The organism is Actinomadura sp. NPDC047616 (assembly GCF_040642915.1).
GTDB lineage: Bacteria > Actinomycetota > Actinomycetes > Streptosporangiales > Streptosporangiaceae > Spirillospora > Spirillospora miaoliensis.
In genome coordinates this window covers 902,555-923,810 of the sequence record NZ_JBEYTB010000001.1, presented here as the reverse complement: position 1 = coordinate 923,810, position 21,256 = coordinate 902,555, and the positions used below count along the sequence as shown (strand labels likewise).

Here is a 21,256-nt window from a genome sequence, read left to right as displayed (position 1 = left end):
GCCCCTGCGGCACCGGCGGCTGCGGGGCAACACCCGGGCCGGGCTCGGCGCCCACGGCGGGCAGCGGGCCCGTGCCGGGGCCGGGCTCGGCCGCCTCGTCGCGCGGCGCGTCCTCCTCCACGATCGCCTCGAACGCCGCCGTCACCGAGCCGCTGACGGGCTGCAGCTCGGGGTCGTCGGCGTCGGACTTCAGCCCGGCGAACCACTCGAACGTCGGCTCACCGGTGTCCTGGCGCGGGCCGGGGCCTCCGGCCGCGTCCTCGGGTCCGCCGCCCGGCGCCCGTTCGTCACGCTCGGTCATCCCGCTCCCCTCCGGGGCCCCCTGGTTCTCGTTCGTCCACCGCTCGTCGCTCATGTCCTGCCCCCGCTCGCGCGCGCCGCCGTCGTCACGCGTTGACCAGCCTCTTGACGATCGAGGTGAAGAAGCCGAGCCCGTCGGTGGACGGCCCGGTCAGCGACTCCACGGCGTGCTCGGGGTGCGGCATGAGGCCCACCACGTTGCCCGCCTCGTTGCAGATCCCGGCGATGTCGCCGAGCGAGCCGTTGGGGTTGAGGTCGAGGTAGCGGGCCACGACGCGGCCGGTGTCCTCCAGCTCGGCGAGGGTGCGCTCGTCGGCGGTGTAGCGGCCGTCGCGGTTCTTCACCGGGATGACGATCTCCTGGCCGACCCGGTACTCGGTGGTCCAGGCGGTGTCGGCGTTGTCGACGCGCAGCCGCTGGTCGCGGCACACGAAGTGCAGGCCGGCGTTGGGCAGCAGCGCGCCCGGCAGCAGGTGCGACTCGCACAGCACCTGGAAGCCGTTGCAGATGCCCAGGACCGGCAGCCCGCCCTTGGCGGCGTCGACGATCTCGGACATCAGCGGTGCGAACCGGGCGATGGCGCCCGCGCGCAGGTAGTCGCCGTAGGAGAAGCCACCGGGCAGCACGACCGCGTCCACCCCCCGCAGGTCGTGGTCGGCGTGCCAGAGCGCGACGGGTTCGGCCCCGGCCAGCCGTATGGCGCGTGCCGCGTCACGGTCGTCCAGGGAACCAGGGAAGGTGATGACCCCCACCCGGGCAGCGTCCATCTGTTCGTCTTCCTCCGCAATGAGGGCGGCCAAGGTACTCGGGGACCCGGGCGCCGTCGATGCCGCCCGGCTCGGGGGTCCGGGGGCCGAGGGTCACCCCCCGGGCGAACACCGCGGCGCTGACGAAGCCGTCCGCGGGTGACGAGCGGGTCGCCCGTCTCGGCGGTTCCGCCCCGCCGATCACCCGATGCACGTCGGTTCGGGAGTCGCCTCCCGGGTGAGCACGGCGGGCCTTCGGCGCAGCCGCCCGGGAGGGCGGTGAGCACGGGGGACCGCAGTACTCGGTGGTCCGGGGGTCGCCCCCCGGGTGGACATGACGGGCCTCCGGCGCAGCCGCCCCGAAGGGCGGCGAGCACGGGGAACCGCCTCGACGCACGCCCCTAATCTACCCGGCACTTCGTGCGAGCTGTCGTTCGAGGCGGCGGACCAGGGCTCCGTCCTGCCAGGTCAGCCGCTTGCGCAGGTGGACGACGGTGCCCCGGTCGGGGCCGGCGTCGATGCTGAGGTCGTCCACCAGCGCGCGCATGATCCTAATGCCGCGCCCCGATTCGGACAAATCGCCCAGATCCTCTTGGGGTGCCGGGCGGCGCGGACCGTGTCCCCAGTCCTTGATCCGCAGCACGCAGGTGCCGTCGTCCACCCATCCCGCGACCTCGAACTCGGCGCCCGCGCGGGCGTGCTGGACCACGTTGGTGCACGCCTCGGAGGCGGCCACCAGGACGTCGGCGACACAGTCCTCGGCCACGCCCAGTCCGCGCAGTGCGTCCCCCACCACCCGGCGGATCACCGGGATGCTCAGTGCCTCCCGGGGCATCGCGAGCGAGAGCTTCATGTCCACCCGGTCACCTCGTGTCATCCCCAGGCCCCCCTGGTCGACCCCGGACCCGGACCGCGCTCGACGTACTCAATCGGACCTAAGACTTCCCCGGCGGAAACTTCCGTAATCGTTATACTGGCCGGACTTTTCATGAACTCCACGTGGCCGCGACGACCGATTCGCCCCCGCCGGCGCCGGGACGTCGGCCGAGCGTGGCGGCCCTGCGGGTGCCTCTCGGGCACCTCGGGAGCACCCTTTACCACGCCACTTCGAATTGGAACGCGCCAGAATGCGGACGCGCCGCGACCGCGTCCCCCGTGGAATTCCCACTCACATTCCCCGCTGACCGAAGGCGGCCATACCGGGCCCCGAGATCCCCGCGCAGGGCACCCTGCCGTCACACAGCGTAACCGCTCGCGGGCGGTCACGGGTGCCGGTCAGCCGTCCTGTCAGCTGTCCTGTCAGTCGTCCTGGAGGACGCGGACCTCGTAGGTCTCGATGACGGGGTTGGCGAGCAGGGTGTCGGCGATCTGGCGGACGCGCTCCACGGCGGCCTCGTCGGCGGGGCCGTCCAGCTCCACCTCGAAGCGCTTGCCCTGGCGGACGGCGGTCACGCCGTCGAACCCGAGCTGCGGCAGCTTGCGCGCGATCGCCTGGCCCTGGGGATCGAGGATTTCCGGCTTGAGCATGACGTCGACGACGACCCGCGCCACGAGTGCCCCCTCACTGATCTGGGCTTTCACTGTCGCGTTGAAGCGTACGGCACCATTACTCCCGACAGGTCACGCCCCCGAGCCAGCGCGGAGCCGTCCGATGAACGTCGAGGAGCTGTCACCCCCCGAACGCCGTCTGTGGAAGGCGTTCCCCCGCGGGGAGTCGGTCGATCTGTCCAGCGGCGATCCCGGCTACGACGACCCCGGGCAGGCCGAACGGTGGGGCGGCGACCGGGTGATCCGGGCCGAGGTGCTGGTGGCGCTGCTGGTGGGCGCGGTCGATCCGGAGCCGGGGCAGGTGGCGGCGGTACGGCTGACCGGCGCGCGGATCGTCGGGCCGCTCAACCTGGGGCACGCCGAGGTGACGGTTCCGCTGGCGCTGACCCGCTGCGCGTTCGACGAGGCCCCGCACCTGTACTGGGCGAGCATGAACAGCGTCCACCTGATGGGCTGCCGCCTGCCCGGGCTGGTGGCGTCCGGCACCCGGGTGGACGGGCACCTGTGGCTGGAGGGCAGCCGGATCTCCGGCGGGCTGTGGCTGGACGGCGCGCACATCACCGGCATCCTCAACATGTCGGGCGTGCACCTGGCCAACCCGGGCGGGGACGCGCTGCTGGCCGACCGGCTCACGGTCGACGCCAACGTCTACTGCGACCAGGGGTTCGCCGCCAACGGCGAGGTGCGGCTGCCGGGCGCCCGGGTCGGCGGGCAGCTGATCTTCCGGACGGCGCGGCTGCACAACCCGTCGGGCGCCGCGCTGTACGCCAGCCGCCTGGACGTGGCCGCCAACGTGTTCTGCGACGGCGGGTTCGCCGCGCGCGGCGAGATCCGGCTGCGCGGGGCGCGGGTGGGCGGCTACCTGTCGTTCGTGGGCGCCGAGCTGTCGCATCCCGAGCGGACCGCGCTGAACGCCGACGACCTCCAGGTGGAGACCGACGTCTACTGTTCCGACGGCTTCTCGGCGACGGGCGCGGTGAGCTTCGCGGGGGCGCGGGTGTCGGGCCAGCTCAACCTGCGCGACGCCAGGCTGCGCAACGAGAACGGCACCGCGCTGAACCTGGAGCGCCTACAGGCCGAGGAGGTGCTGCTGCGTCCGTCCGAGCAGGTCGAGGGCGTGGTGGATCTGGCGTACGCGCGCATCAACCTGTTGCGCGACGACCCGGCGACGTGGCCCGCGCGGCTGCAGCTGGACGGCCTGCAGTACGAGAACCTGGACCCGCCGCTGGACGCCCGGCAGCGCCTGGAGTGGCTGCGTCGCGACACCGACGGCTACCAGCCGCAGCCCTACGAGCGGCTCGCCCAGACCTACCGGGCGCTGGGCCTGGACGCCGACGGGCGCACGGTGCTGCTGGCCAAGGCCCGGGACCGCCGCAGGACCCAGGGCGTCCCTCGCAAGATCATCGGCTGGCTGCAGGACATCCTGGTCGGCTACGGCTACCGCCCGTTCCGGGCGATGAGCTGGCTGGCCGGGCTGCTGGCATTCGGCACGATCGTGTTCTCGACCAACCACCCGCCGATCCTCAACGAGGACGACCACCCGCACTTCAACGCCTTCCTCTACACCCTGGACCTGCTGCTGCCGGTCGGCGACCTGGGGCAGGAACGGGTGTTCGCGCCCAAGGGCATCTACCAGTGGATCGCCAATCTGCTGGTCGCGGCGGGGTTCGTCCTCGGCCTGACGGTGGCCGCCGGAGCCACCCGCGCCCTGTCCCGCGAGTGAGTCCTTTTCGTTATCTATCGCGTGTTTTGTCACGCTTTGTAGGAGTGATCGTCACGCATAATCGCGACGGAGACGGGGAAGCGGCCGACGGGTAGAAAACAGCCGAACCAGGGCTTGCGCCCCCGGGAGTGATGTCTGCCACGATGGCTTTGCGGCATTCGTCCCTTACCTGGGGCGGCGTGCCACAGACGCCGGCCGGCGTGCGGCGACCCCGCGTTCCGGCCCCGATCGAGGAGTGACATCGATGGCGATCGACTCCGCGCGCGGCGCGCCCGACGTCAACGAGCTCGCCGAACCCGAGCTCATCCAGCTGCTCACCCCGGAGGGAGAGCGCGTCGAGCACCCCGACTACCCCCTGGACCTGACGCCCGAGCAGGTCCGCGGCATGTACCGCGACCTGGTGATCGTCCGGCGGATCGACCTGGAGGCGGTGGCGCTCACCCGCCAGGGCGAGCTGGGCATCTGGGCCTCGCTGCTCGGCCAGGAGGCCGCGCAGATCGGCTCCGGGCGGGCGCTCGGCGAGCACGACATGGTGTTCCCCACCTACCGCGAGCACGGCGTGGCCTGGTGCCGCGACGTCGACCCGCTCAAGCTGCTCGGGCTGTTCCGCGGCGTGAACAACGGCGGCTGGGACCCGGCGGAGCACAACTTCCACCTCTACACGATCGTGATCGGCAGCCAGACGCTGCACGCGACCGGCTACGCCATGGGCGTCCAGCGCGACGGGGTGCTGGGCACGCCCAACGCGGGCGCGACCATCGCCTACTTCGGCGACGGCGCCACCTCGCAGGGGGACGTGAACGAGTCGTTCGTGTTCGCCTCGGTGTTCAACGCGCCCATCGTGTTCTTCTGCCAGAACAACCAGTGGGCCATCTCCGAGCCCCTGGAGAAGCAGTCGCGCATCCCCCTGTTCCGGCGCGCGCAGGGCTACGGCTTCCCCGGCCTGCGGGTGGACGGCAACGACGTGTTCGCCTGCCTGGCCGTGACGCGCAAGGCGCTGGAGGCGGCCCGGACGGGCCAGGGCCCGACGCTGATCGAGGCGTACACCTACCGGATGGGCGCCCACACCACCACCGACGACCCCACGCGCTACCGCCTCAAGGCCGAGGAGGAGGCGTGGAAGCTCAAGGACCCGATCGAGCGGGTCAAGGCGTACCTGGTGCGCGGCGACCTGGCCGACGCCGCCTTCTTCGACGAGATCGACGCCGAGGCCAAGCAGGTCGCGGCGGACCTGCGCAGGGCGTGCCTGGCGCTGCCCGACCCCGGGCCGACGGAGATCTTCGCCAACGTCTACGCCGACACCCACCCGCTGATGACCGAGGAGCAGGAGCAGTTCGCCGCCTACCTGGCGTCCTTCGAGGAGGTGTCGTCGTGACGACCGAGACCACCCGCACCGCCGCGACGCCGGCCACCGGGACGCTGACGCTGGCCAAGGCGCTGAACGAGGGCCTGCGCAAGGCCATGGAGAACGACCCCAAGGTCCTGGTGATGGGCGAGGACGTCGGCAAGCTCGGCGGCGTCTTCCGGGTCACCGACGGCCTGCAGAAGGACTTCGGCGAGGAGCGGGTGATCGACACGCCGCTGGCCGAGTCGGGCATCGTCGGCACCGCGATCGGGCTGGCGCTGCGCGGCTACCGGCCGGTCGTGGAGATCCAGTTCGACGGGTTCGTGTTCCCCGCCGCCGACCAGATCATCACCCAGCTGGCGAAGATGCGGATGCGGTCGCTGGGCGCGCTGAGCCTGCCGGTGGTCGTGCGGATCCCGTGCGGCGGCGGCATCGGCGCGGTGGAGCACCACAGCGAGTCGCCCGAGGTGTACTTCACGCACACCGCCGGGCTGCGGGTGGTGGCCTGCTCCAACCCGGCCGACGCGTACACGATGATCCAGCAGTCGATCGCCTCCCCCGACCCGGTGATCTTCTTCGAGCCCAAGCGCCGCTACTGGGACAAGGCCCCGGTCGACGTCGCCGCCGCCCCCGAGAGCTGGACGCCGCTGCACCGCGCCCGCGTCGTCCAGCCGGGCGAGGACGTCACGGTGCTGGCGTACGGGCCGATGGTGAAGACCTGCCTGGAGGCCGCGGCGGCGGTCGCCGAGGAGGGCCGGTCGCTGGAGGTCGTCGACCTGCGCTCGCTGAACCCGCTGGACATCGACGTGGTGGTCGCGTCGGTGGAGCGCACCGGCCGGTGCGTGGTGGTGCACGAGGCGCCGGTGTTCTCCGGGTACGGCGCCGAGCTGGCCGCGCGGATCACCGAGCGCTGCTTCTACCGGCTGGAGGCGCCGGTGCTGCGGGTGGGCGGGTTCTCCACCCCGTACCCGCCGTCCCGGCTGGAGGAGCACTACCTGCCCGACCTGGACCGGGTGCTGGACGCGGTCGACCGGACGTTCGCGTGGTAGGGGTCATGAGCAGCGAGGTCAAGCAGTTCAAGCTGCCCGACGTGGGCGAGGGCCTGACCGAGGCCGAGATCGTCAAATGGCACGTGGCGCCGGGCGACCGGGTCGAGGTCAACCAGACGATCGTGGAGATCGAGACCGCCAAGGCGATCGTGGAGCTGCCCTGCCCGTTCGAGGGCGTGGTGACGGGCCTGCTGGTCACCGAGGGCGAGACGGTGGACGTCGGCACCCCGATCATCTCGGTGGACGTCTCCGGCGGCGACCCCGCGCCCGCCGCCGCTCCCGAGGCGGAGCAGCGTGCCGAGGCGTTGAAGGAAGACCTGGTGCCGGCCCCGGACGAGCCGGGCATGGTGCAGCCGGACGAGCCCAAGCGCCAGCCGGTCCTCGTCGGGTACGGGGTGAAGCCGGGGGCGACCAAGCGCCGTCCGCGCAGGCACACCGCGCCCGCGGCGGCACCCCAGGCACCCCAGGCACCCCAGGCACCCCAGGCACCCCAGGCGCCCCAGGCGCCTCAGCGCAACGGTCGTCCACAGCCTGTGGACAAGCGCGTCCTGGCCAAGCCGCCCGTGCGGAAGATGGCCAAGGACCTGGGCGTGGACCTGGCGGCGGTCACGGGGACGGGCCCGGCCGGGTCGATCACCCGTGACGACGTCCAGGCCGCCGCCGCGACCGCCGTCCAGCCGCGCGTTCCGGCCGTGCCGCAGGCGCCCGCGCCGGTCCTGCGAGGCGAGGAGGAGCGGATCCCGGTCCGGGGCGTGCGGCGCAGCACGGCGGCGGCGATGGTCGGTTCGGCGTTCACCGCGCCGCACGTCACCGAGTGGCTCCAGGTCGACATGACCGCCACCATGGACGCGGTGCGGCGGCTGCGGGAGCTGCCCGAGTTCGCCGGGGTGAAGGTGTCGCCGCTGCTGCTGGTTGCCAAGGCGCTGCTGATCGCCGTCCGGCGGCACCCGATGGCCAACTCCTCCTGGGCCGGCGAGGGCGACACAGCCGAGATCGTCGTCAAGCCGTACGTGAACCTGGGGATCGCCGCGGCCACGCCGCGCGGCCTGCTGGTGCCCAACATCAAGGACGCGCACGCCAAGTCGCTGCCGGAGCTGGCGCGGGCGCTGAACGAGCTGGTCGACACGGCCCGCGCGGGCAAGGCGTCCCCGGCCGACCTGACCGGCGGCACGATCACCATCACCAACGTCGGCGTCTTCGGCGTCGACGCGGGCACCCCGATCCTGACGCCCGGCGAGGCGGCCATCCTCGCCATCGGCCAGGTGCGGGACATGCCGTGGGTGCACCAGGGCGAGCTGGCGGTCCGCAAGGTCGCCACGCTGGCGCTGTCGTTCGACCACCGCATCATCGACGGCGAGCTGGGCTCGAAGGTGCTGCGGGACGTCGGCGACATGCTGGAGGACCCGCTGCACATGCTCGCCTGGTCCTGACGCGCTCAACGGAGGCCGGGGCGTGGCGAACGCCCCGGCCTTCGCGCGTCAGTTCACGGGGACGTTGTCGACCTTGCCGAAGAGGCCCGCGTTGAAGGTGACCGTTCTGACGTTGCCGGGCGGCGCGGGCAGGTAGACGAAGCCGCGCGCCGGCTGCCCGACGCCCGTGCGGAACGTGGCGCGTCCCGGGTCGACGTAGGAGGCGTAGGCGCCGGGCGCGGCGGCTCCGATGCGTACGGCGCGGTAGACGTCCTTGCCGCCGGGCGCGCTCACGGAGAACGCGGTGAAGGCGCCTCCCGGGTAGTCCTGGTGCGGGTACGAGGCGTCCGGCGGGGTGTTCCCCGGGCCCTCGTTGACGATCTCGAACACGGCCACCAGGTAGGCGCCGTCGCGGTAGAACGGCTTGACGTTCAGCCGCCGTTTGGCCTGCCCGAACTGCCCGGTACGGCTGGCGACGGTGGTTCCGTCCTGCGCCCGGAACGTCCCGGGAGTCGCCGGCGGCGACGGAGACACCGACGCCGACGCGCTGGGCGTCGTGGACGGGGTGGACGTCGTGGTGCCGCTGCCCGGCCCCTGCCGCACCTTGTAGGAGATCTCCACGCGGCGGTTGCGGGCACGGGCGGCGGCGTCGCCGGAGCCGCCCTCCTTGGCGACGGGATCGGCCTTGCCCTTGCCGGTGGCCGTGTACCTGAACGTCCCGCCGAGCCGGTTCTTCAGCTCCTTCTCCACGGCCTGGGCGCGGCGCCGCGACAGGTCGAGATTCTGCGACTCGTTTCCGGCACCGTCGGTGTGGCCGTCGATGGCGATGGCGCGGTCGGTGGCGCTGACGTTCCGCTGGAGGTCGGCGGCCGCCTGGTCGAGCACCTGCTTGGCGCGGGCGGACGGCTTGTCGGAGCCGGAGTCGAACAGCACGTCCGCGCGCAGGCTCAGCGTCTCGTCGGCCGGGCCGGAGGTCACGTCCCGGACCTCGCCCTCGGTGATGCCGTAGAGGTCGGTGGCGCCGCCGCCCGGCGACGCCGTGGCCGTGGTGGAGGGGGACGCCGTGCCCGTGGGGGACGGGGTCGGGGTCGTCCCGGTCGGAACGGTGCCGACGCCGACGCCGAAGCCCGTCCCGGCGCCGGTCCCGGTCCCGGTTCCTGGGCCTGTGCCGGTGCCGGCGGTGACCGGGACCCCGGCGAACTCCCCGGCCGTCCCGGGCGTGATCACCGTGACGCGCTGGACGTCCTGCGGCAGCGGCGGGTACTCGACGGTCATCTCCTGGGCGGCGCCCACGGCGAGCTGTGACGGCTGCCCGCCCGTCAGCGGCCGGTAGAGCCTGCGGCCCACCGGGTCGAGCAGCGAGACGGCGAACGACATGGTGGTGCCCGCCCCGCCCGGCGGGGACGCGGTACCGCCGGTGGCCCCGGCCGAGGGGGTGGCGGACGCAAGCGGCGTGAGGGTCAGGCGCAGCACCGACCGGGTCGCCTGCCGTTCGACGCCCTTGATCTCGACGCGGGCGTGCAGCCCGTCCGCCCCGCCGAACCAGCCCTCCTTGACCATTCCGCCGCCCGTCGGCGGCGGCGTGGTCGGCGGGCCGCCGCCCGACGCGCGGGGCGGGTCCACCCTGGCGGCCGCGGGCCCGGAGTCGGAGCAGCCGGCGGTCATGATCAGCACAGCGGTCAACGGGACGGCCGATGAGAGGACGAATCTGCGCACCGTCATGGGGCCTTCCGCTTCCGACAGCGACTCAATCCCGGGACACCCTAGCGACGCCCACCCCCTCGGGCGACACCTCGGCACCGCCGGGTGAGGCCGCGCAGACTGACGGGGAACCGTTCCGGCGCCGCTCGGCAACAAGGGACGTACTGACCGGAAGCCGAGAGGCCCAGAATGAGCGAAAAGAGCCCGCCGGAGGCCGACGACGCCTCCGCGATCGAACGGTCCCGGAGCCATCCGGAGGCGTTCGCGGAGGTGTTCCGCCGCCACGCCCCCGACCTCAAGCGGTACGTCACCCGCAGGCTGGGACGCGACGCCGCCGAGGACGTGGTGGCCGAGACCTTCCTGAACGCGTTCCGGCAGCGCGACCGCTACGACCTGGCGCGACGCGACGCGCGGCCGTGGCTGTACGGGATCGCCACCAACCTGGTCCGCCGGTACGTCCGCGAGGAGGTGCGCCACCTGCGCGCCGCCGAGCGCACCGGCGCCGACCCCGTCACGGCGCCGTTCACCGAACGCAGCGACGAGCGGGTCAGCGCGCAGGCGCAGGGGCCGCGCCTGGCCGGGGCGCTGGCGTCGCTGCCCAAGGGGCACCGCGACGCGCTGCTGCTGGTGGCCTGGGGCGGCCTGACCTACCCCGAGGCCGCGCAGGCGCTGGGCGTGCGGGTCGGCACGGTGCGCTCGCGCATCAACCGGGCCCGCAAGAGGCTGCGCCGCGAACTCGGCGAGACCAACCCCACGCTGATCGTCAGGGAGGAGAAGGTCCATGGATGAGATGACCGTGCTCGAGCGGTTCCGCTCGGAGGTTCCGCGTCCGGGGACGGACGGCCTGCGCGCCGAGGAGGCGCGGCTGATGGCCGCGATCTCCGGGGCGGAGCCCGCGCCCGCCCGCCGCGCCCGTCGGGGCCGCGCCGACGGTCTGGGGCGCAGCCGTGGCCGTCTGGCGATCGGCCTGGCCGGGGGGGTGGCCGCCGCCGCGATCGCCGCCGGGGTCATGGCGGTGCCCGATGACGCCCCGGAGCCGGGCACCATCACGCACGTGATGCCCGTGGCCGCGTCCCAGGTGCTCACCCGGGCCGCCGACAACGCCACCAAGTTCCCCGAACTGCACCCCAGGCCCGGCCAGTACCTGGTGTTCGAGTCCCAGACGATGAATCCCGTCGAGTCGAACTCCGCCAAAGGCCACTCGCGTTACCTGGCCCGCGGCATTCGCAAGGTCTGGCTGCCCGTGGAGGGCGACTCGACGCGGGGCGTCATCGAGGGCAGGACGCTGGCGCCCAAGCCCTACCCGGGGTGGCCGATCCCGCCGGAGGCGCACCAGTCCGAGTCGAGCAGCGGCCCCGAGAAGCTCGCGGACTTCGACCACAGGGCCGAGTACCTGCGCAACGACTACGCCTACGTCAGCCGCCTGCCCACCGAGCCGCAGAAGATGTACGAGCACCTCTACACCCGTCTCGGCACGGGCCCGCAGGCCGACACCGAAGCCTGGCAGCGGGTCGGCGGCCTGCTGACGGAGGCGTACATGCCCGCGGCGCAGCGGGCCGCGCTGTTCCGGGCCGCCGCCGCGATCCCCGGCGTCACCACGATCGACGAGGCGGTGGACGCGGCGGGCCGGAAGGGCATCGCCGCCGCCAAGACCATCGGCGGCCGCCGGCACGAGTACATCTTCGACCGGCGCACCTACCGGTACCTGGGCGAGCGGGAGGTCGTCACCGACGCGGCCGAGGCCGAGGCTCCGGTCGGGAGTGTCCTGACGTCCACGGCCCAGCTGAGGGTCTCGGTCGCCGACCAGGCTCCCCGAGTGCACCCGTAGCGAACGCGGGCGGGCCCCGTCACCGTCGCCGGTGACGGGGCCCGCACCACTCCAGCCGGGAGGCGGAGGCCGGTGTCAGAAGGCGTCCTCGGGGAGGTCCATGACGTCGAGCGTCGTGGCCTCGGCGGCGGCGCGCTCGCCGGCCAGGCGCGGCAGCACGTTGGCGCAGAAGAACTGCGCCGAGGCCACCTTGCCCTGGTAGAACGCCTTGTCGGCGTCGGAGAGGTCACCGGCCAGCTTGGCCAGGGCGACCTCGGCCTGGCGGCACAGCAGCCAGGCCACCACCACGTCCCCGGCGGCCAGCAGCAGGCGGGTGGTGTTCAGGCCGACCTTGTACAGCTCGCGCGGGTTCTCCATGGAGGCCATCGCCCAGCCGATCATCGGCTGCAGGATGCCCTGGAAGTCCTCCAGGGCCCGGCCGAGGGCGGCGCGCTCGCTCTTGAGGCGGCCGTTGCCCGCCTCGCTGCCGGCGAACTCGCGGATCTGGTCGGCCAGCACGGTCAGCGCGGCGCCCTGGTCGCGCAGGATCTTGCGGAAGAAGAAGTCCTGGCCCTGGATCGCGGTGGTGCCCTCGTACAGGGTGTCGATCTTGGAGTCGCGGATGTACTGCTCGACCGGGTAGTCCTGCAGGAAGCCCGAGCCGCCGAAGGTCTGCAGCGAGTCCGAGCCGAGCAGGGCGTAGGCGCGCTCGGACCCGAAGCCCTTGACGATCGGCAGCAGCAGGTCGTTGATCTTCTCGGCCTGCTCGTCCTTGCGGCCCTCGTGCTCGGCGACCTGCACCGCGTCCTGGTAGGTGGCGGTGTACAGCACCAGCGCCCGCATGCCCTCGGCGTAGGACTTCTGCGTCATCAGGCTGCGCCGCACGTCGGGGTGGTGGGTGATGGTGACGCGCGGGGCGGTCTTGTCGGTCATCTGGGTCATGTCGGCGCCCTGGACGCGCTCCTTGGCGTACTCCAGCGCGTTCAGGTACCCGGTGGACAGGGTGGAGATGGCCTTGGTGCCGACCATCATCCGGGCGTGCTCGATGACCATGAACATCTGCCGGATGCCGTCGTGCACGCCGCCGACCAGGTAGCCGATGGCGGGGTGCTTCTCGCCGAAGGTCAGCTCGCAGGTCGTGGAGACCTTCAGGCCCATCTTCTTCTCGACGTTGGTGACGTACACGCCGTTGCGGTCGCCGAGCTCGCCGGTCTCCACGTCGACCAGGTACTTGGGCACCAGGAACATCGACAGGCCCTTGGTGCCCGGTCCGGCGCCCTCGGGACGGGCCAGGACCAGGTGGAAGATGTTCTCGGCCATGTCGTGCTCGGCCGAGGTGATGAAGCGCTTGACGCCCTCGATGTGCCAGGTGCCGTCGGGCTGCTCGACGGCCTTGGTGCGGCCCGCGCCGACGTCGGAGCCGGCGTCCGGCTCGGTCAGCACCATGGTGGAGCCCCACTGCCGCTCGATGGCCAGCTCGGCGAACCGCTTCTGCTCGGGCGTGCCGATGATGTGCAGCAGCCGGGCGAAGGCGGGGCCGCTGCCGAACATCCAGACGGCGGGGTTGGCGCCGAGCACCATCTCGGCGACCGACCAGATCAGCGAGCGGGGCGCGTTGGTGCCGCCGAGCTCCTCGGGCAGCTCCAGCCGCCACCACTCGGCGTCCATCCACGCCTTGAAGGACTTCTTGAAGCTCTCCGGCATGGTGACCGCGCCGGTGGCCGGGTCGAAGACCGGCGGGTTGCGGTCGGCGTCGGTGAAGGACTCGGCCAGCGGCCCGGAGGCCAGCCGCTCGACCTCTTCGAGGATGCTGCGGGCGGTGTCGGCGTCCACCTCGGCGAAGGGTCCGGTGCCGAGGACCTCGCCGCGTCCGAGGACCTCGAAGAGGTTGAACTCCAGGTCCCGGAGGTTGCTCTTGTAGTGCCCCATCGAAGCTCCTTGCCTTGGCCGGTGGTGGCGGCGGGCAACGACCCCGACCGACCTCCCGGGTGACGGTATGGCGTTCGTAACGTACTGGTCGGTAACACGTCTAATGCTACCCGCTGGTAACCAGTGCCAACCACACATTCCGAATGCGATTCCGGGGCACGGACCACAAGACACCGGGCAAGAACGTCGAAAAGTGATACAAATCACACGACGTCATCCGGTCGTCCGGAGAAGCGCCCATCGCGATCGCAAGGGGACGACCGGCGCCCGGCAAACCCTCCGCAGGCCCGGGGCCTCGCTCGTGGGCAAGCTTCCGACGAGGAGGTTCACGGCACCGCGCCGTCCGCCCGCCCGTTTCCCCGCCGGAGGCGGAACGCGCGGCGGCGCACCGGTGGCCGGACGCCGAACCGTCCGGGCGGGGGGTTCGAACGCCGGGCCGTGCTAAGGCAGGATCGGCTACCCGGCCGTCGTTTCCGTCGGTGACCCGGCGCCCGCAGCCGCACCCCGTACCCGACAAGGAGAACGCCAATGAACCCGACGGAGTCCCCGAGGCTCACCGTCATCGGCACCGGCTACCTCGGCGCCACCCACGCGATCTGCATGGCCGTCCTGGGCTTCGAGGTCCTGGGCATCGACGTGGACGAGCGCAAGATCGCCAAACTGGCCGCCGGCGAGGTGCCGTTCTTCGAACCCGGCCTGCCCGAACTGCTCACCAAGGCGCTGGAGTCGGGCCGGCTGCGCTTCTCCACCTCCTTCGCCGAGGCCGGGGAGTTCGGCGACGTGCACTTCGTGTGCGTGGGCACCCCGCAGCAGCCCGGCTCGGACGCCTGCGACCTGTCGTACGTCAACGCCGCGATCGACTCCCTCGCCCCCCACCTGACCCGCCGGGCCCTGGTCGTGGGCAAGTCGACCGTCCCGGTCGGCACCGCGGCGCAGCTCACCGAGCGGCTGCGGCGGCTGGCGCCCGCGGGCGCGGACGTGGAGCTGGCGTGGAACCCCGAGTTCCTGCGCGAGGGCTACGCCGTCGACGACACCATGCACCCCGACCGGCTGGTCTTCGGGGTCGCCTCCGACTGGGCCGACGAGCGGCTGCGGGCGGCGTTCCGGCCCGTCCTGGAGCAGGGCACCCCGGTGATCCGCACCGACCTGGCCACGGCCGAGCTGGTCAAGGTGGCCGCCAACTCCTTCCTGGCCACCAAGATCTCCTACATCAACGCGATGGCCGAGGTGTGCGAGGCGGTCGGCGCCGACGTCAAGGACCTGGCCGACTCCCTGGCCCTGGACGACCGGATCGGCGGCAAGTTCCTCAAGCCCGGCCTCGGCTTCGGCGGCGGCTGCCTGCCCAAGGACATCCGCGCGTTCGCACACCGCGCCGAGGAGATCGGCGTCGGCCAGGCGGTGTCGTTCCTGCGCGAGGTGGACGCGATCAACCGGCGGCGCCGCGCCCGCACCGTCGACCTGGTGCGCGAGCTGCTCGGCGGGCAGATCTCCGGGCACCGCATCGCCTGCTGGGGCGCGGCGTTCAAGCCCAACTCCGACGACATCCGCGACGCGCCCGCGCTGGACGTGGCGCGCACCATGCACGGCCTGGGCGGGCACGTACGGGTGTACGACCCGGCCGCCCTCGACAACGCCCGCCGCGCCTTCCCCGAGCTGCGCTACGGCGCGAACGCCCTCGACGTGGCCAGGGACGCCGACGTGGTGGTGCTGCTGACCGAGTGGTCGGAGTTCCGGGAGATCGACCCCGACGCGCTGGCCGAGGTCGTCGGGCACCGGCGCATCGTGGACGGACGGCACGCCCTGGACGCGACCCGGTGGCGCGAGGCGGGCTGGGAGTACCGCGCCCTCGGCCGCTCCTGAGCCCTCCAGGAAGCCCCGAGCCCCGGGAAGCCCTGATCTTCTCTTCTGGTTGAATCGAGGAGAGGGCGTGCCCGCATGCCCTTCCGGACGAGGAGCGCGCCGTACCCGGTCAGGACAAGACGACGCGTGGCATCGATCGACTCGTCTCGTCCGGAGGGTGGAAACATGGCCTGGATCCTCGTCATCGTCGCCGGCCTGTTCGAAGTGGCCATGGCGCTGTCGCTGAAGGCCAGCCGCGGCTTCACGCAGGTGCTGCCGTCGGTGGGGTTCGGGGTGTTCGCCGTCATCAGCTTCGGCCTGCTCAGCCTGGCGCTGACCAGGCTGGACGTCGGCACCGCGTACGCGGTGTGGGTGGGCGTCGGCGCCGTCGGCACCGCCGCGCTCGGCATGCTGTTCATGGGCGACCAGGTCTCGGTCGCCAGGATCGTGGCGCTGGCGTTGATCGTCGCCGGGGTGGTCGGGCTCAACCTGGCCGGCGGCGGCGCCCACTGACCTCGTCCCCGTCCTCCCCGTCCTCCCCGTCGTCCCCGTCGCGGCCGTCCGCGGCCGCGCGGGGAACGCACGCCCCCGTGATCGCGTCTACTTGGCGAGGGCGCCTTCGCGCCCCGTTCCTTCGGGAGGGGAGAACGACGTGGTCTTCAAGAAGCTGATGCAGGCGATGGGGGTCGGCGGCCCGCAGGTCGAGACCGTCCTGCACAACCCGAACACCACGCCCGGCGGGGTGGTGACGGGCGAGGTGACGATCATCGGCGGCCAGCACGACTCCGAGATCAAGGGCGTCAACCTGGCTCTGAAGACCCGCGTCGAGGTCGAGTCCGGCGACAGCGAGTACCACACCGACCTGGAGTACGCCAAGCTGCAGGTCGCGGGGGCGTTCCGGCTGGACGACGGCGCGCGGCACACCATCCCGTTCCAGCTCTCCGTCCCGTGGGAGGCGCCGCTGACGCACTTCTACGGGCAGCCGCTGCGCGGCACCACCGTCGGCGTCGCCACCGAGCTGGAGGTCGCGCGGGCCGTCGACGCCACCGACCTGGACCCGATCGCGGTGCACCCGCTGCCCGCGCAGGAGCGGATCCTCACCGCCTTCGCCAACCTCGGCTTCCAGTTCCGCAACGCCGACTGCGAGAAGGGCCGCATCTGGGGCGTCCACCAGGAGCTGCCGTTCTACCAGGAGATCGAGTACTACCCGCCGGCGCAGTACGCCCGCGGCATCAAGCAGCTCGAAGTGACCTTCGTGTCGTACCCGCAGTCGATGGAGGTCGTCCTGGAGCTGGACAAGCGCGGCGGGGTGTTCACCGAGGGCCACGACGCGTTCGGCCGCTTCACCGTCGACTACGCCACCGTCAACAACACCGACTGGGAGCAGCAGCTCGACTCCTACCTGCAGCAGGCGGGACGGCGCCGCGGCATCTTCTGATCGTCGGGGGGTTGGCACCACCAGGAGGAAAGAGTCTTCGTGACAGAACCCCCCGGACTCAGTGAAACCGAACGGCGGCTCTGGACGGCGTTCCCGACGGGCGCCCGCGTGGTCCTCGGGGAGGACCGTCCGGCCGGTCCGGAACCCGGGCGCATCGTCCGCGCCGAGGTGATCAGGCAGCTGCTGCTCGGCGGGTGCGAGCCGCGCGAGGGGTTCGTGCCGGCCGTCCGGCTCGTCGGCGCGTACATCATCGGGCGGCTGGACGTGTCGGGCGGCATGGTCGAGCACGAGCTGCGGCTTGAGCACTGCCGGCTGGTCGAGCAGCCCGACTTCTCCAACGCCCGCACCCGGCAGCTGCGCCTGTCGGACTGCCGGATGCCCGGGTTCGACGGCGGCGGCCTGCAGGCCGACGGCTATCTCAGCCTGTCCCGCTCGGTGATCGACGGCGAGCTGCGCCTGCCGCGCGCGCAGCTGCTGGGCGGGCTGCGGATGAACGGCACCGAGATCACCGTGACCGACCCGGCCAAGTGGGCGGTGTTCAGCGGCGGGCTGGTGGTGGAGGTCGGCACGTTCATCCGGGACGCGCGGATCACCGGCGGGATGCGGCTGGTCGGGGCGCGGATGAACGGCGGGCTGTTCATGGAGGGCACCGCCCTGCGCAACCCCGGCCGGCTCGCGCTGGACGCGCAGAACATGATCGTCGAGGACGCCGCCGAGTTCAGCAGGGGCTTCACCGCGCTCGGCACGGTGCGGCTGCGCAGCGCCCGGATCAACGGCATCCTGTCGTTCTCCCGGGCCGTCCTGGACTCCGGCGACCCGGGACGGATGGCGCTGCACGCCAGCCACATCTACGCCGACGAGCTGATCCTGACGCCCGAACGCAAGATCGAGGGCCGGGTGTCGCTGTCGTACTCCCGGATCAACCTGATCATGGATCTGCCCGCCACCTGGCCGGACGAGCTGTACCTGAACGGGCTCACCTACGAGATCCTGCGCGGCGGCACGTTCCGGGACCGGCTGAACTGGGTGAGCCGCGACAAGATGTTCCACCTGCAGCCGTACGAGCAGCTCGCCGCCTGGTACCACGGCATGGGCCACGACGACCTGGCGCGCAAGGTGCAGCTGGCCAAGCTGCGCACCCGCCGCCGCCATCTCGCCAACCCGATCGGCAAGGCGTGGGGGTACCTGCTGGACTGGACGGTCGGATACGGGTACCGGCCGTGGCTGGCGTTCGGGTGGTTCGCCGTCCTGGTGTCCGTCGGGACGGCCGTGTTCTCGGCGAACAGGCCGCAGCCCCTCAAGCCGCCGGACGAACGGCCCGACTACCACGCCCTCGTCTACACCCTGGACCTGCTGATCCCGATCGACACGTTCGGGCAGCAGCAGGCCTTCGACCCGTCCGGCTGGTCCCGCTGGGTCGCGTACGCGCTGGTCGCCACGGGGTGGATCCTGGCCACCGCGCTGATCGCCGGGGTGACCCGCGTGCTGCGTCCCAACTAGACCGGCCGATCCCCGCGCGGCGGGGCATATCGACCACGACGGCGGGGGCGTCTCCGCCGCGAGCATCTTCCAGAATGGGACGTCATGGGGACATATCTGATCACGGGGGCGACCGGGGGCATCGGCACCGCGGTCGCCGAGCTGCTGCGCGACCGCGGGCACGACCTGATCCTGACCGGCCGGTCGTCGGACCGGCTGGACGCGCTGGCCGCGTCGCTGCGCGGCGGGGCGCACGCGCAGACGCAGATCATCGTCCGCGACCGCAACGGGGAGCCGGGGGCCGCCGCGCGCGCCGCCACCGCCACGGGCGCGGAGATCCGCACGCTCCCGCTCGACCTGGCCGAGCCGCGCCGGCTGGAGGCGGCGCTGGCCGAGACGGGGCTGCCCGAGCGGCTGGACGGCCTGGTGCACTGCGCGGGCGTCGTCCACCTGGGCCCGGTGGCCGAGCTGGACGCCGACGAGTGGCTGGAGCACCTGAACGTCAACCTGGTGTCGGCGGCGGAGCTGACGCGGCTGCTGCTGCCCGCGCTGCGCGCCGCGCAGGGGCAGGTGGTGTTCGTCAACTCCACGTCCGGGCTGCGGGCCAACCCGAACTGGTCGGCCTACGCGGCGAGCAAGTGGGGGATGCGGGCGCTGGCGGACTCGCTGCGCGCCGAAGAGCCCGAGCTGCGGGTGACGACGGTCTTCCCCGGCCGCACCTCGACCGAGATGCAGCGGCGCGTCCGCGCGCAGGAGGGACGCGCGTACGACGCCGGCGACTTCGCCGCGCCGGCCACGGTGGCGCGTGTGCTGGTGTCCGCCCTGGAGACGCCGCGCGACGCGGTCGTCTCCGAGGTGACGGTGCGTCCCCGCTGAGGGCTCAGTAGCCCTCGGCCGCGGGCTCGGGCTGACGGCGGCGGCGCAGCAGCCAGGAGGCGAGCACGCCGCCGATCATCCCGAACAGGTGGCCCTGCCAGGAGATCCCCGGGTCGCTGGGCAGCACCCCGAAGATCAGCCCGCCGTACAGCAGCACCACCGCGGCGGCGATCGCCAGGTCCAGCAGGTGCCGTTCGAACAGGCCGCGGCCGAGCAGGTAGCCGAAGAAACCGAAGATCAGGATGCTGGAGCCCAGGGTGTTGGCCGAGCTGGTGAACCACACCCCGAGGCCGCCCACCACGATGATCACCAGGCCGGCGGCCAGGAACTTGGCGATCCCGCGCGCCGCCGCCAGGAAGCCCAGGATCACGAACGGCACGGTGTTGCCGATCAGGTGGCCGAAGCCGCCGTGCATGAACGGCGCGGTGAAGATGTCCGGCAGGTCGTTGACGTCGTGCGGCTGGATGCCGAACGCGTCCAGCCGCCCGCCGACGACGTAGTCGGCGATCTCCAGCACCCACATGACGGCGGTGACCACGCCGATCAGTGCGACCGCGCCGAGGGCCCGCGCGCCGTGCGTCGCGAGCCCTTCGGAACGGTGCCGTTCCTGCGGCTGGGGGGAATAGCTCATGTGCGCCACCGTAGGTGTGAAAAACGCTCCCGTCACGAATCCCAACGAACCAGAGGTTCCCGGTGTGCCATGCCCGCTATGGCGAACGTCATTCGGTTTCCGTCATAGTTGGCGCATGCGCGCGGTGGTGTGTGAGGCGTTCGGGTCGGTCGTCGTACGCGAGCAGGCCCCGCCCGAGCCCGGTCCCGGCCAGGTGCTCGTGGACGTGGCGGCGGCCGGGGTCAACTACGTGGACGCGCTGCTCGTCCACGGCCGCTACCAGATCAAGCCGCCGCTGCCCTACGTCCCCGGCACCGAGGTCGCCGGAACGGTCGCGGCGCTCGGCCCTGGCGCGGACGGCCCTGCCGTGGGCACGCGCGTGCTCGTCAACTGCTTCGGAGGCGGCTTCGCCTCCCAGGTGGCCGTCCCCGCGGCCACGCTGGTGCCGATCCCCGACCATCTGGACGACCCGCGCGCGGCGACGTTCACCCAGAGCCACTGCACGGCCTTGTTCGCGCTGCGCGACCGGGGCGGCCTGGCGCCCGGCGAGACGGTGATGGTGCTGGGCGCGGGCGGCGGCGTCGGCCTCGCCACGATCAAGGTGGCGACGTCGCTGGGCGCCCGCGTCCTGGCCGTCGCGTCGACCCCCGCCAAAAGGGAGCTGGCGCTGGCCGCCGGGGCGGAGACGGCGGTCGGCCCCGCCGACGTCAAGACGTCCGCGCGGGAATGGTCGCGGGGCGGCGTCGACCTGGTGGTCGACCCGGTCGGCGGGGCCCTGGCCGACCCGTCCCTGCGCGCCCTGCGGGAGGGCGGCCGCTACCTGGTGATCGGATTCGCCTCCGGCGAGATCCCGTCACTCCCTCTCAACCAGGTGCTGCTGCGCAACCGCACGGTCGTCGGCGTCGACTGGGGCGCGTGGTCGCTGACGCATCAGGCCGAGCAGCGCGCCCTGCTGGACGAGCTGCTCGGTATGGTCACCGAGCCGGTGGCGCCGCGGACGCACCCGCTGGACGCGGCTCCCGCCGTCCTGGACGACCTCCTCCATCGCCGGACCACCGGCAAGATCGCCCTGGTTCCCTAGCCGGTCAGGCGGCCTGGTCGGCGCGGTGCTCCTCGACGTCGCCGCGTACGGAGATCACCGGCAGCCGGCGCCGGGCCGGGGCGTTCGCCTCGCGGCGCAGGTAGCGGCGCTCGTCCGGGGTCGTGCCGCCCCAGATCCCGTCGGGCTCGCCCACGCGCAGCGCCCAGGACAGGCAGTCGGCGGTGACCGGACAGTTGCCGCAGATCGCCTTGGCCGCCGCGATCTGTTCCTGGAGAACGGGCGCACCGTAGCCGACCGGGAAGAACAGGTCGGGATCGGCACCGCGGCAGATGGCGTGGTCGGTCCAGTGCTCGTCGTTGTCGCTGTTGAACATGGTCTCTCCCGCCGGTGTCCGGAGGACCGGCACCGGAGGCTC

Annotated in this window: 19 protein-coding genes and 1 riboswitch; of the genes, 12 read left to right on the top strand and 7 right to left on the bottom strand. The window is 72.4% G+C overall.

The window, feature by feature from the left end:
* Positions 1-386 precede the first annotated feature (386 nt).
* The 3 genes from purQ to purS all read right to left on the bottom strand — a co-directional run bounded on the left by purQ (position 387) and on the right by purS (position 2,597).
* Positions 387-1,067 (bottom strand): phosphoribosylformylglycinamidine synthase subunit PurQ, encoded by a 681-nt coding sequence (gene purQ / locus ABZ801_RS04390; protein WP_344944132.1) that lies wholly within the window; start codon positions 1,065-1,067, stop codon positions 387-389.
* Positions 1,068-1,452: 385 nt separating this feature from the next.
* A complete protein-coding gene (locus ABZ801_RS04385) occupies positions 1,453-1,899 on the bottom strand; it encodes an ATP-binding protein (RefSeq protein WP_344944130.1) in 447 nt (148 codons plus the stop codon).
* A 446-nt stretch (positions 1,900-2,345) separates the two neighbouring features.
* On the bottom strand, positions 2,346-2,597 hold the full coding sequence (gene purS, locus ABZ801_RS04380; protein WP_344944127.1) for a phosphoribosylformylglycinamidine synthase subunit PurS: 252 nt from the start codon (positions 2,595-2,597) through the stop codon (positions 2,346-2,348).
* A gap of 100 nt (positions 2,598-2,697) precedes the next feature.
* On the opposite strand from purS, the gene ABZ801_RS04375 reads away from it, so the two are divergent.
* The 4 genes from ABZ801_RS04375 to ABZ801_RS04360 all read left to right on the top strand — a co-directional run bounded on the left by ABZ801_RS04375 (position 2,698) and on the right by ABZ801_RS04360 (position 8,141).
* On the top strand, positions 2,698-4,317 hold the full coding sequence (locus ABZ801_RS04375) for a hypothetical protein (protein WP_344944125.1): 1,620 nt from the start codon (positions 2,698-2,700) through the stop codon (positions 4,315-4,317).
* 244 nt (positions 4,318-4,561) lie between these two features.
* Positions 4,562-5,692, top strand: coding sequence for a pyruvate dehydrogenase (acetyl-transferring) E1 component subunit alpha (gene pdhA, locus ABZ801_RS04370; RefSeq protein ID WP_344944122.1), 1,131 nt, complete (start codon positions 4,562-4,564; stop codon positions 5,690-5,692).
* Complete coding sequence (locus ABZ801_RS04365) at positions 5,689-6,711, top strand: alpha-ketoacid dehydrogenase subunit beta (protein WP_360692611.1); 1,023 nt, start codon at positions 5,689-5,691, stop codon at positions 6,709-6,711. Before pdhA ends, ABZ801_RS04365 begins: the two co-directional genes overlap by 4 nt.
* 5 nt (positions 6,712-6,716) lie before the next feature.
* The gene (locus ABZ801_RS04360) at positions 6,717-8,141 is read left to right on the top strand and encodes a dihydrolipoamide acetyltransferase family protein (protein ID WP_360692608.1); all 1,425 of its coding nucleotides are present in this window, start codon (positions 6,717-6,719) and stop codon (positions 8,139-8,141) included.
* A gap of 48 nt (positions 8,142-8,189) precedes the next feature.
* Here the strand turns inward: ABZ801_RS04360 and ABZ801_RS04355 are convergent, their stop codons facing one another.
* Positions 8,190-9,842, bottom strand: coding sequence for an OmpA family protein (locus ABZ801_RS04355; protein WP_360692605.1), 1,653 nt, complete (start codon positions 9,840-9,842; stop codon positions 8,190-8,192).
* A gap of 168 nt (positions 9,843-10,010) precedes the next feature.
* Here ABZ801_RS04355 and ABZ801_RS04350 point away from each other — a divergent pair, with 168 nt between their 5' ends.
* Positions 10,011-10,610, top strand: a complete 600-nt coding sequence (locus ABZ801_RS04350; RefSeq protein WP_344944113.1) for an RNA polymerase sigma factor — start codon at positions 10,011-10,013, stop codon at positions 10,608-10,610.
* Entirely contained in the window at positions 10,603-11,649 is a 1,047-nt protein-coding gene (locus ABZ801_RS04345) for a CU044_5270 family protein (RefSeq protein WP_360692602.1), read from the top strand. The genes ABZ801_RS04350 and ABZ801_RS04345 overlap by 8 nt, the downstream gene beginning before the upstream one ends.
* A gap of 75 nt (positions 11,650-11,724) precedes the next feature.
* Here ABZ801_RS04345 and ABZ801_RS04340 read toward each other — a convergent pair whose 3' ends face one another.
* A complete protein-coding gene (locus ABZ801_RS04340; protein ID WP_360692599.1) occupies positions 11,725-13,557 on the bottom strand; it encodes an acyl-CoA dehydrogenase in 1,833 nt (610 codons plus the stop codon).
* A 528-nt stretch (positions 13,558-14,085) separates the two neighbouring features.
* On the opposite strand from ABZ801_RS04340, the gene ABZ801_RS04335 reads away from it, so the two are divergent.
* The 5 genes from ABZ801_RS04335 to ABZ801_RS04315 all read left to right on the top strand — a co-directional run bounded on the left by ABZ801_RS04335 (position 14,086) and on the right by ABZ801_RS04315 (position 19,189).
* Positions 14,086-15,417, top strand: coding sequence for a UDP-glucose/GDP-mannose dehydrogenase family protein (locus ABZ801_RS04335; RefSeq protein ID WP_360692596.1), 1,332 nt, complete (start codon positions 14,086-14,088; stop codon positions 15,415-15,417).
* A gap of 58 nt (positions 15,418-15,475) precedes the next feature.
* A riboswitch (guanidine-III (ykkC-III) riboswitch) is annotated at positions 15,476-15,546 on the top strand.
* Between the two features lie 36 nt (positions 15,547-15,582).
* A complete protein-coding gene (locus ABZ801_RS04330) occupies positions 15,583-15,909 on the top strand; it encodes a multidrug efflux SMR transporter (RefSeq protein ID WP_344944103.1) in 327 nt (108 codons plus the stop codon).
* 139 nt (positions 15,910-16,048) lie between these two features.
* Entirely contained in the window at positions 16,049-16,834 is a 786-nt protein-coding gene (locus tag ABZ801_RS04325) for a sporulation protein (protein ID WP_360692593.1), read from the top strand.
* A 39-nt stretch (positions 16,835-16,873) separates the two neighbouring features.
* The gene (locus tag ABZ801_RS04320) at positions 16,874-18,334 is read left to right on the top strand and encodes a hypothetical protein (protein ID WP_360692590.1); all 1,461 of its coding nucleotides are present in this window, start codon (positions 16,874-16,876) and stop codon (positions 18,332-18,334) included.
* Positions 18,335-18,418: 84 nt separating this feature from the next.
* On the top strand, positions 18,419-19,189 hold the full coding sequence (locus tag ABZ801_RS04315; protein WP_360692587.1) for an SDR family oxidoreductase: 771 nt from the start codon (positions 18,419-18,421) through the stop codon (positions 19,187-19,189).
* Between the two features lie 4 nt (positions 19,190-19,193).
* Here the strand turns inward: ABZ801_RS04315 and ABZ801_RS04310 are convergent, their stop codons facing one another.
* A complete protein-coding gene (locus ABZ801_RS04310; RefSeq protein ID WP_360692584.1) occupies positions 19,194-19,820 on the bottom strand; it encodes a rhomboid family intramembrane serine protease in 627 nt (208 codons plus the stop codon).
* A gap of 115 nt (positions 19,821-19,935) precedes the next feature.
* Here ABZ801_RS04310 and ABZ801_RS04305 point away from each other — a divergent pair, with 115 nt between their 5' ends.
* Positions 19,936-20,880 carry an NADPH:quinone oxidoreductase family protein gene (locus ABZ801_RS04305; protein WP_360692581.1) on the top strand — a complete coding sequence of 315 codons (945 nt, stop codon included), beginning with the start codon at positions 19,936-19,938 and terminating at the stop codon, positions 20,878-20,880.
* Between the two features lie 4 nt (positions 20,881-20,884).
* Here ABZ801_RS04305 and ABZ801_RS04300 read toward each other — a convergent pair whose 3' ends face one another.
* On the bottom strand, positions 20,885-21,214 hold the full coding sequence (locus ABZ801_RS04300; protein WP_344944086.1) for a WhiB family transcriptional regulator: 330 nt from the start codon (positions 21,212-21,214) through the stop codon (positions 20,885-20,887).
* Positions 21,215-21,256 lie beyond the last annotated feature (42 nt).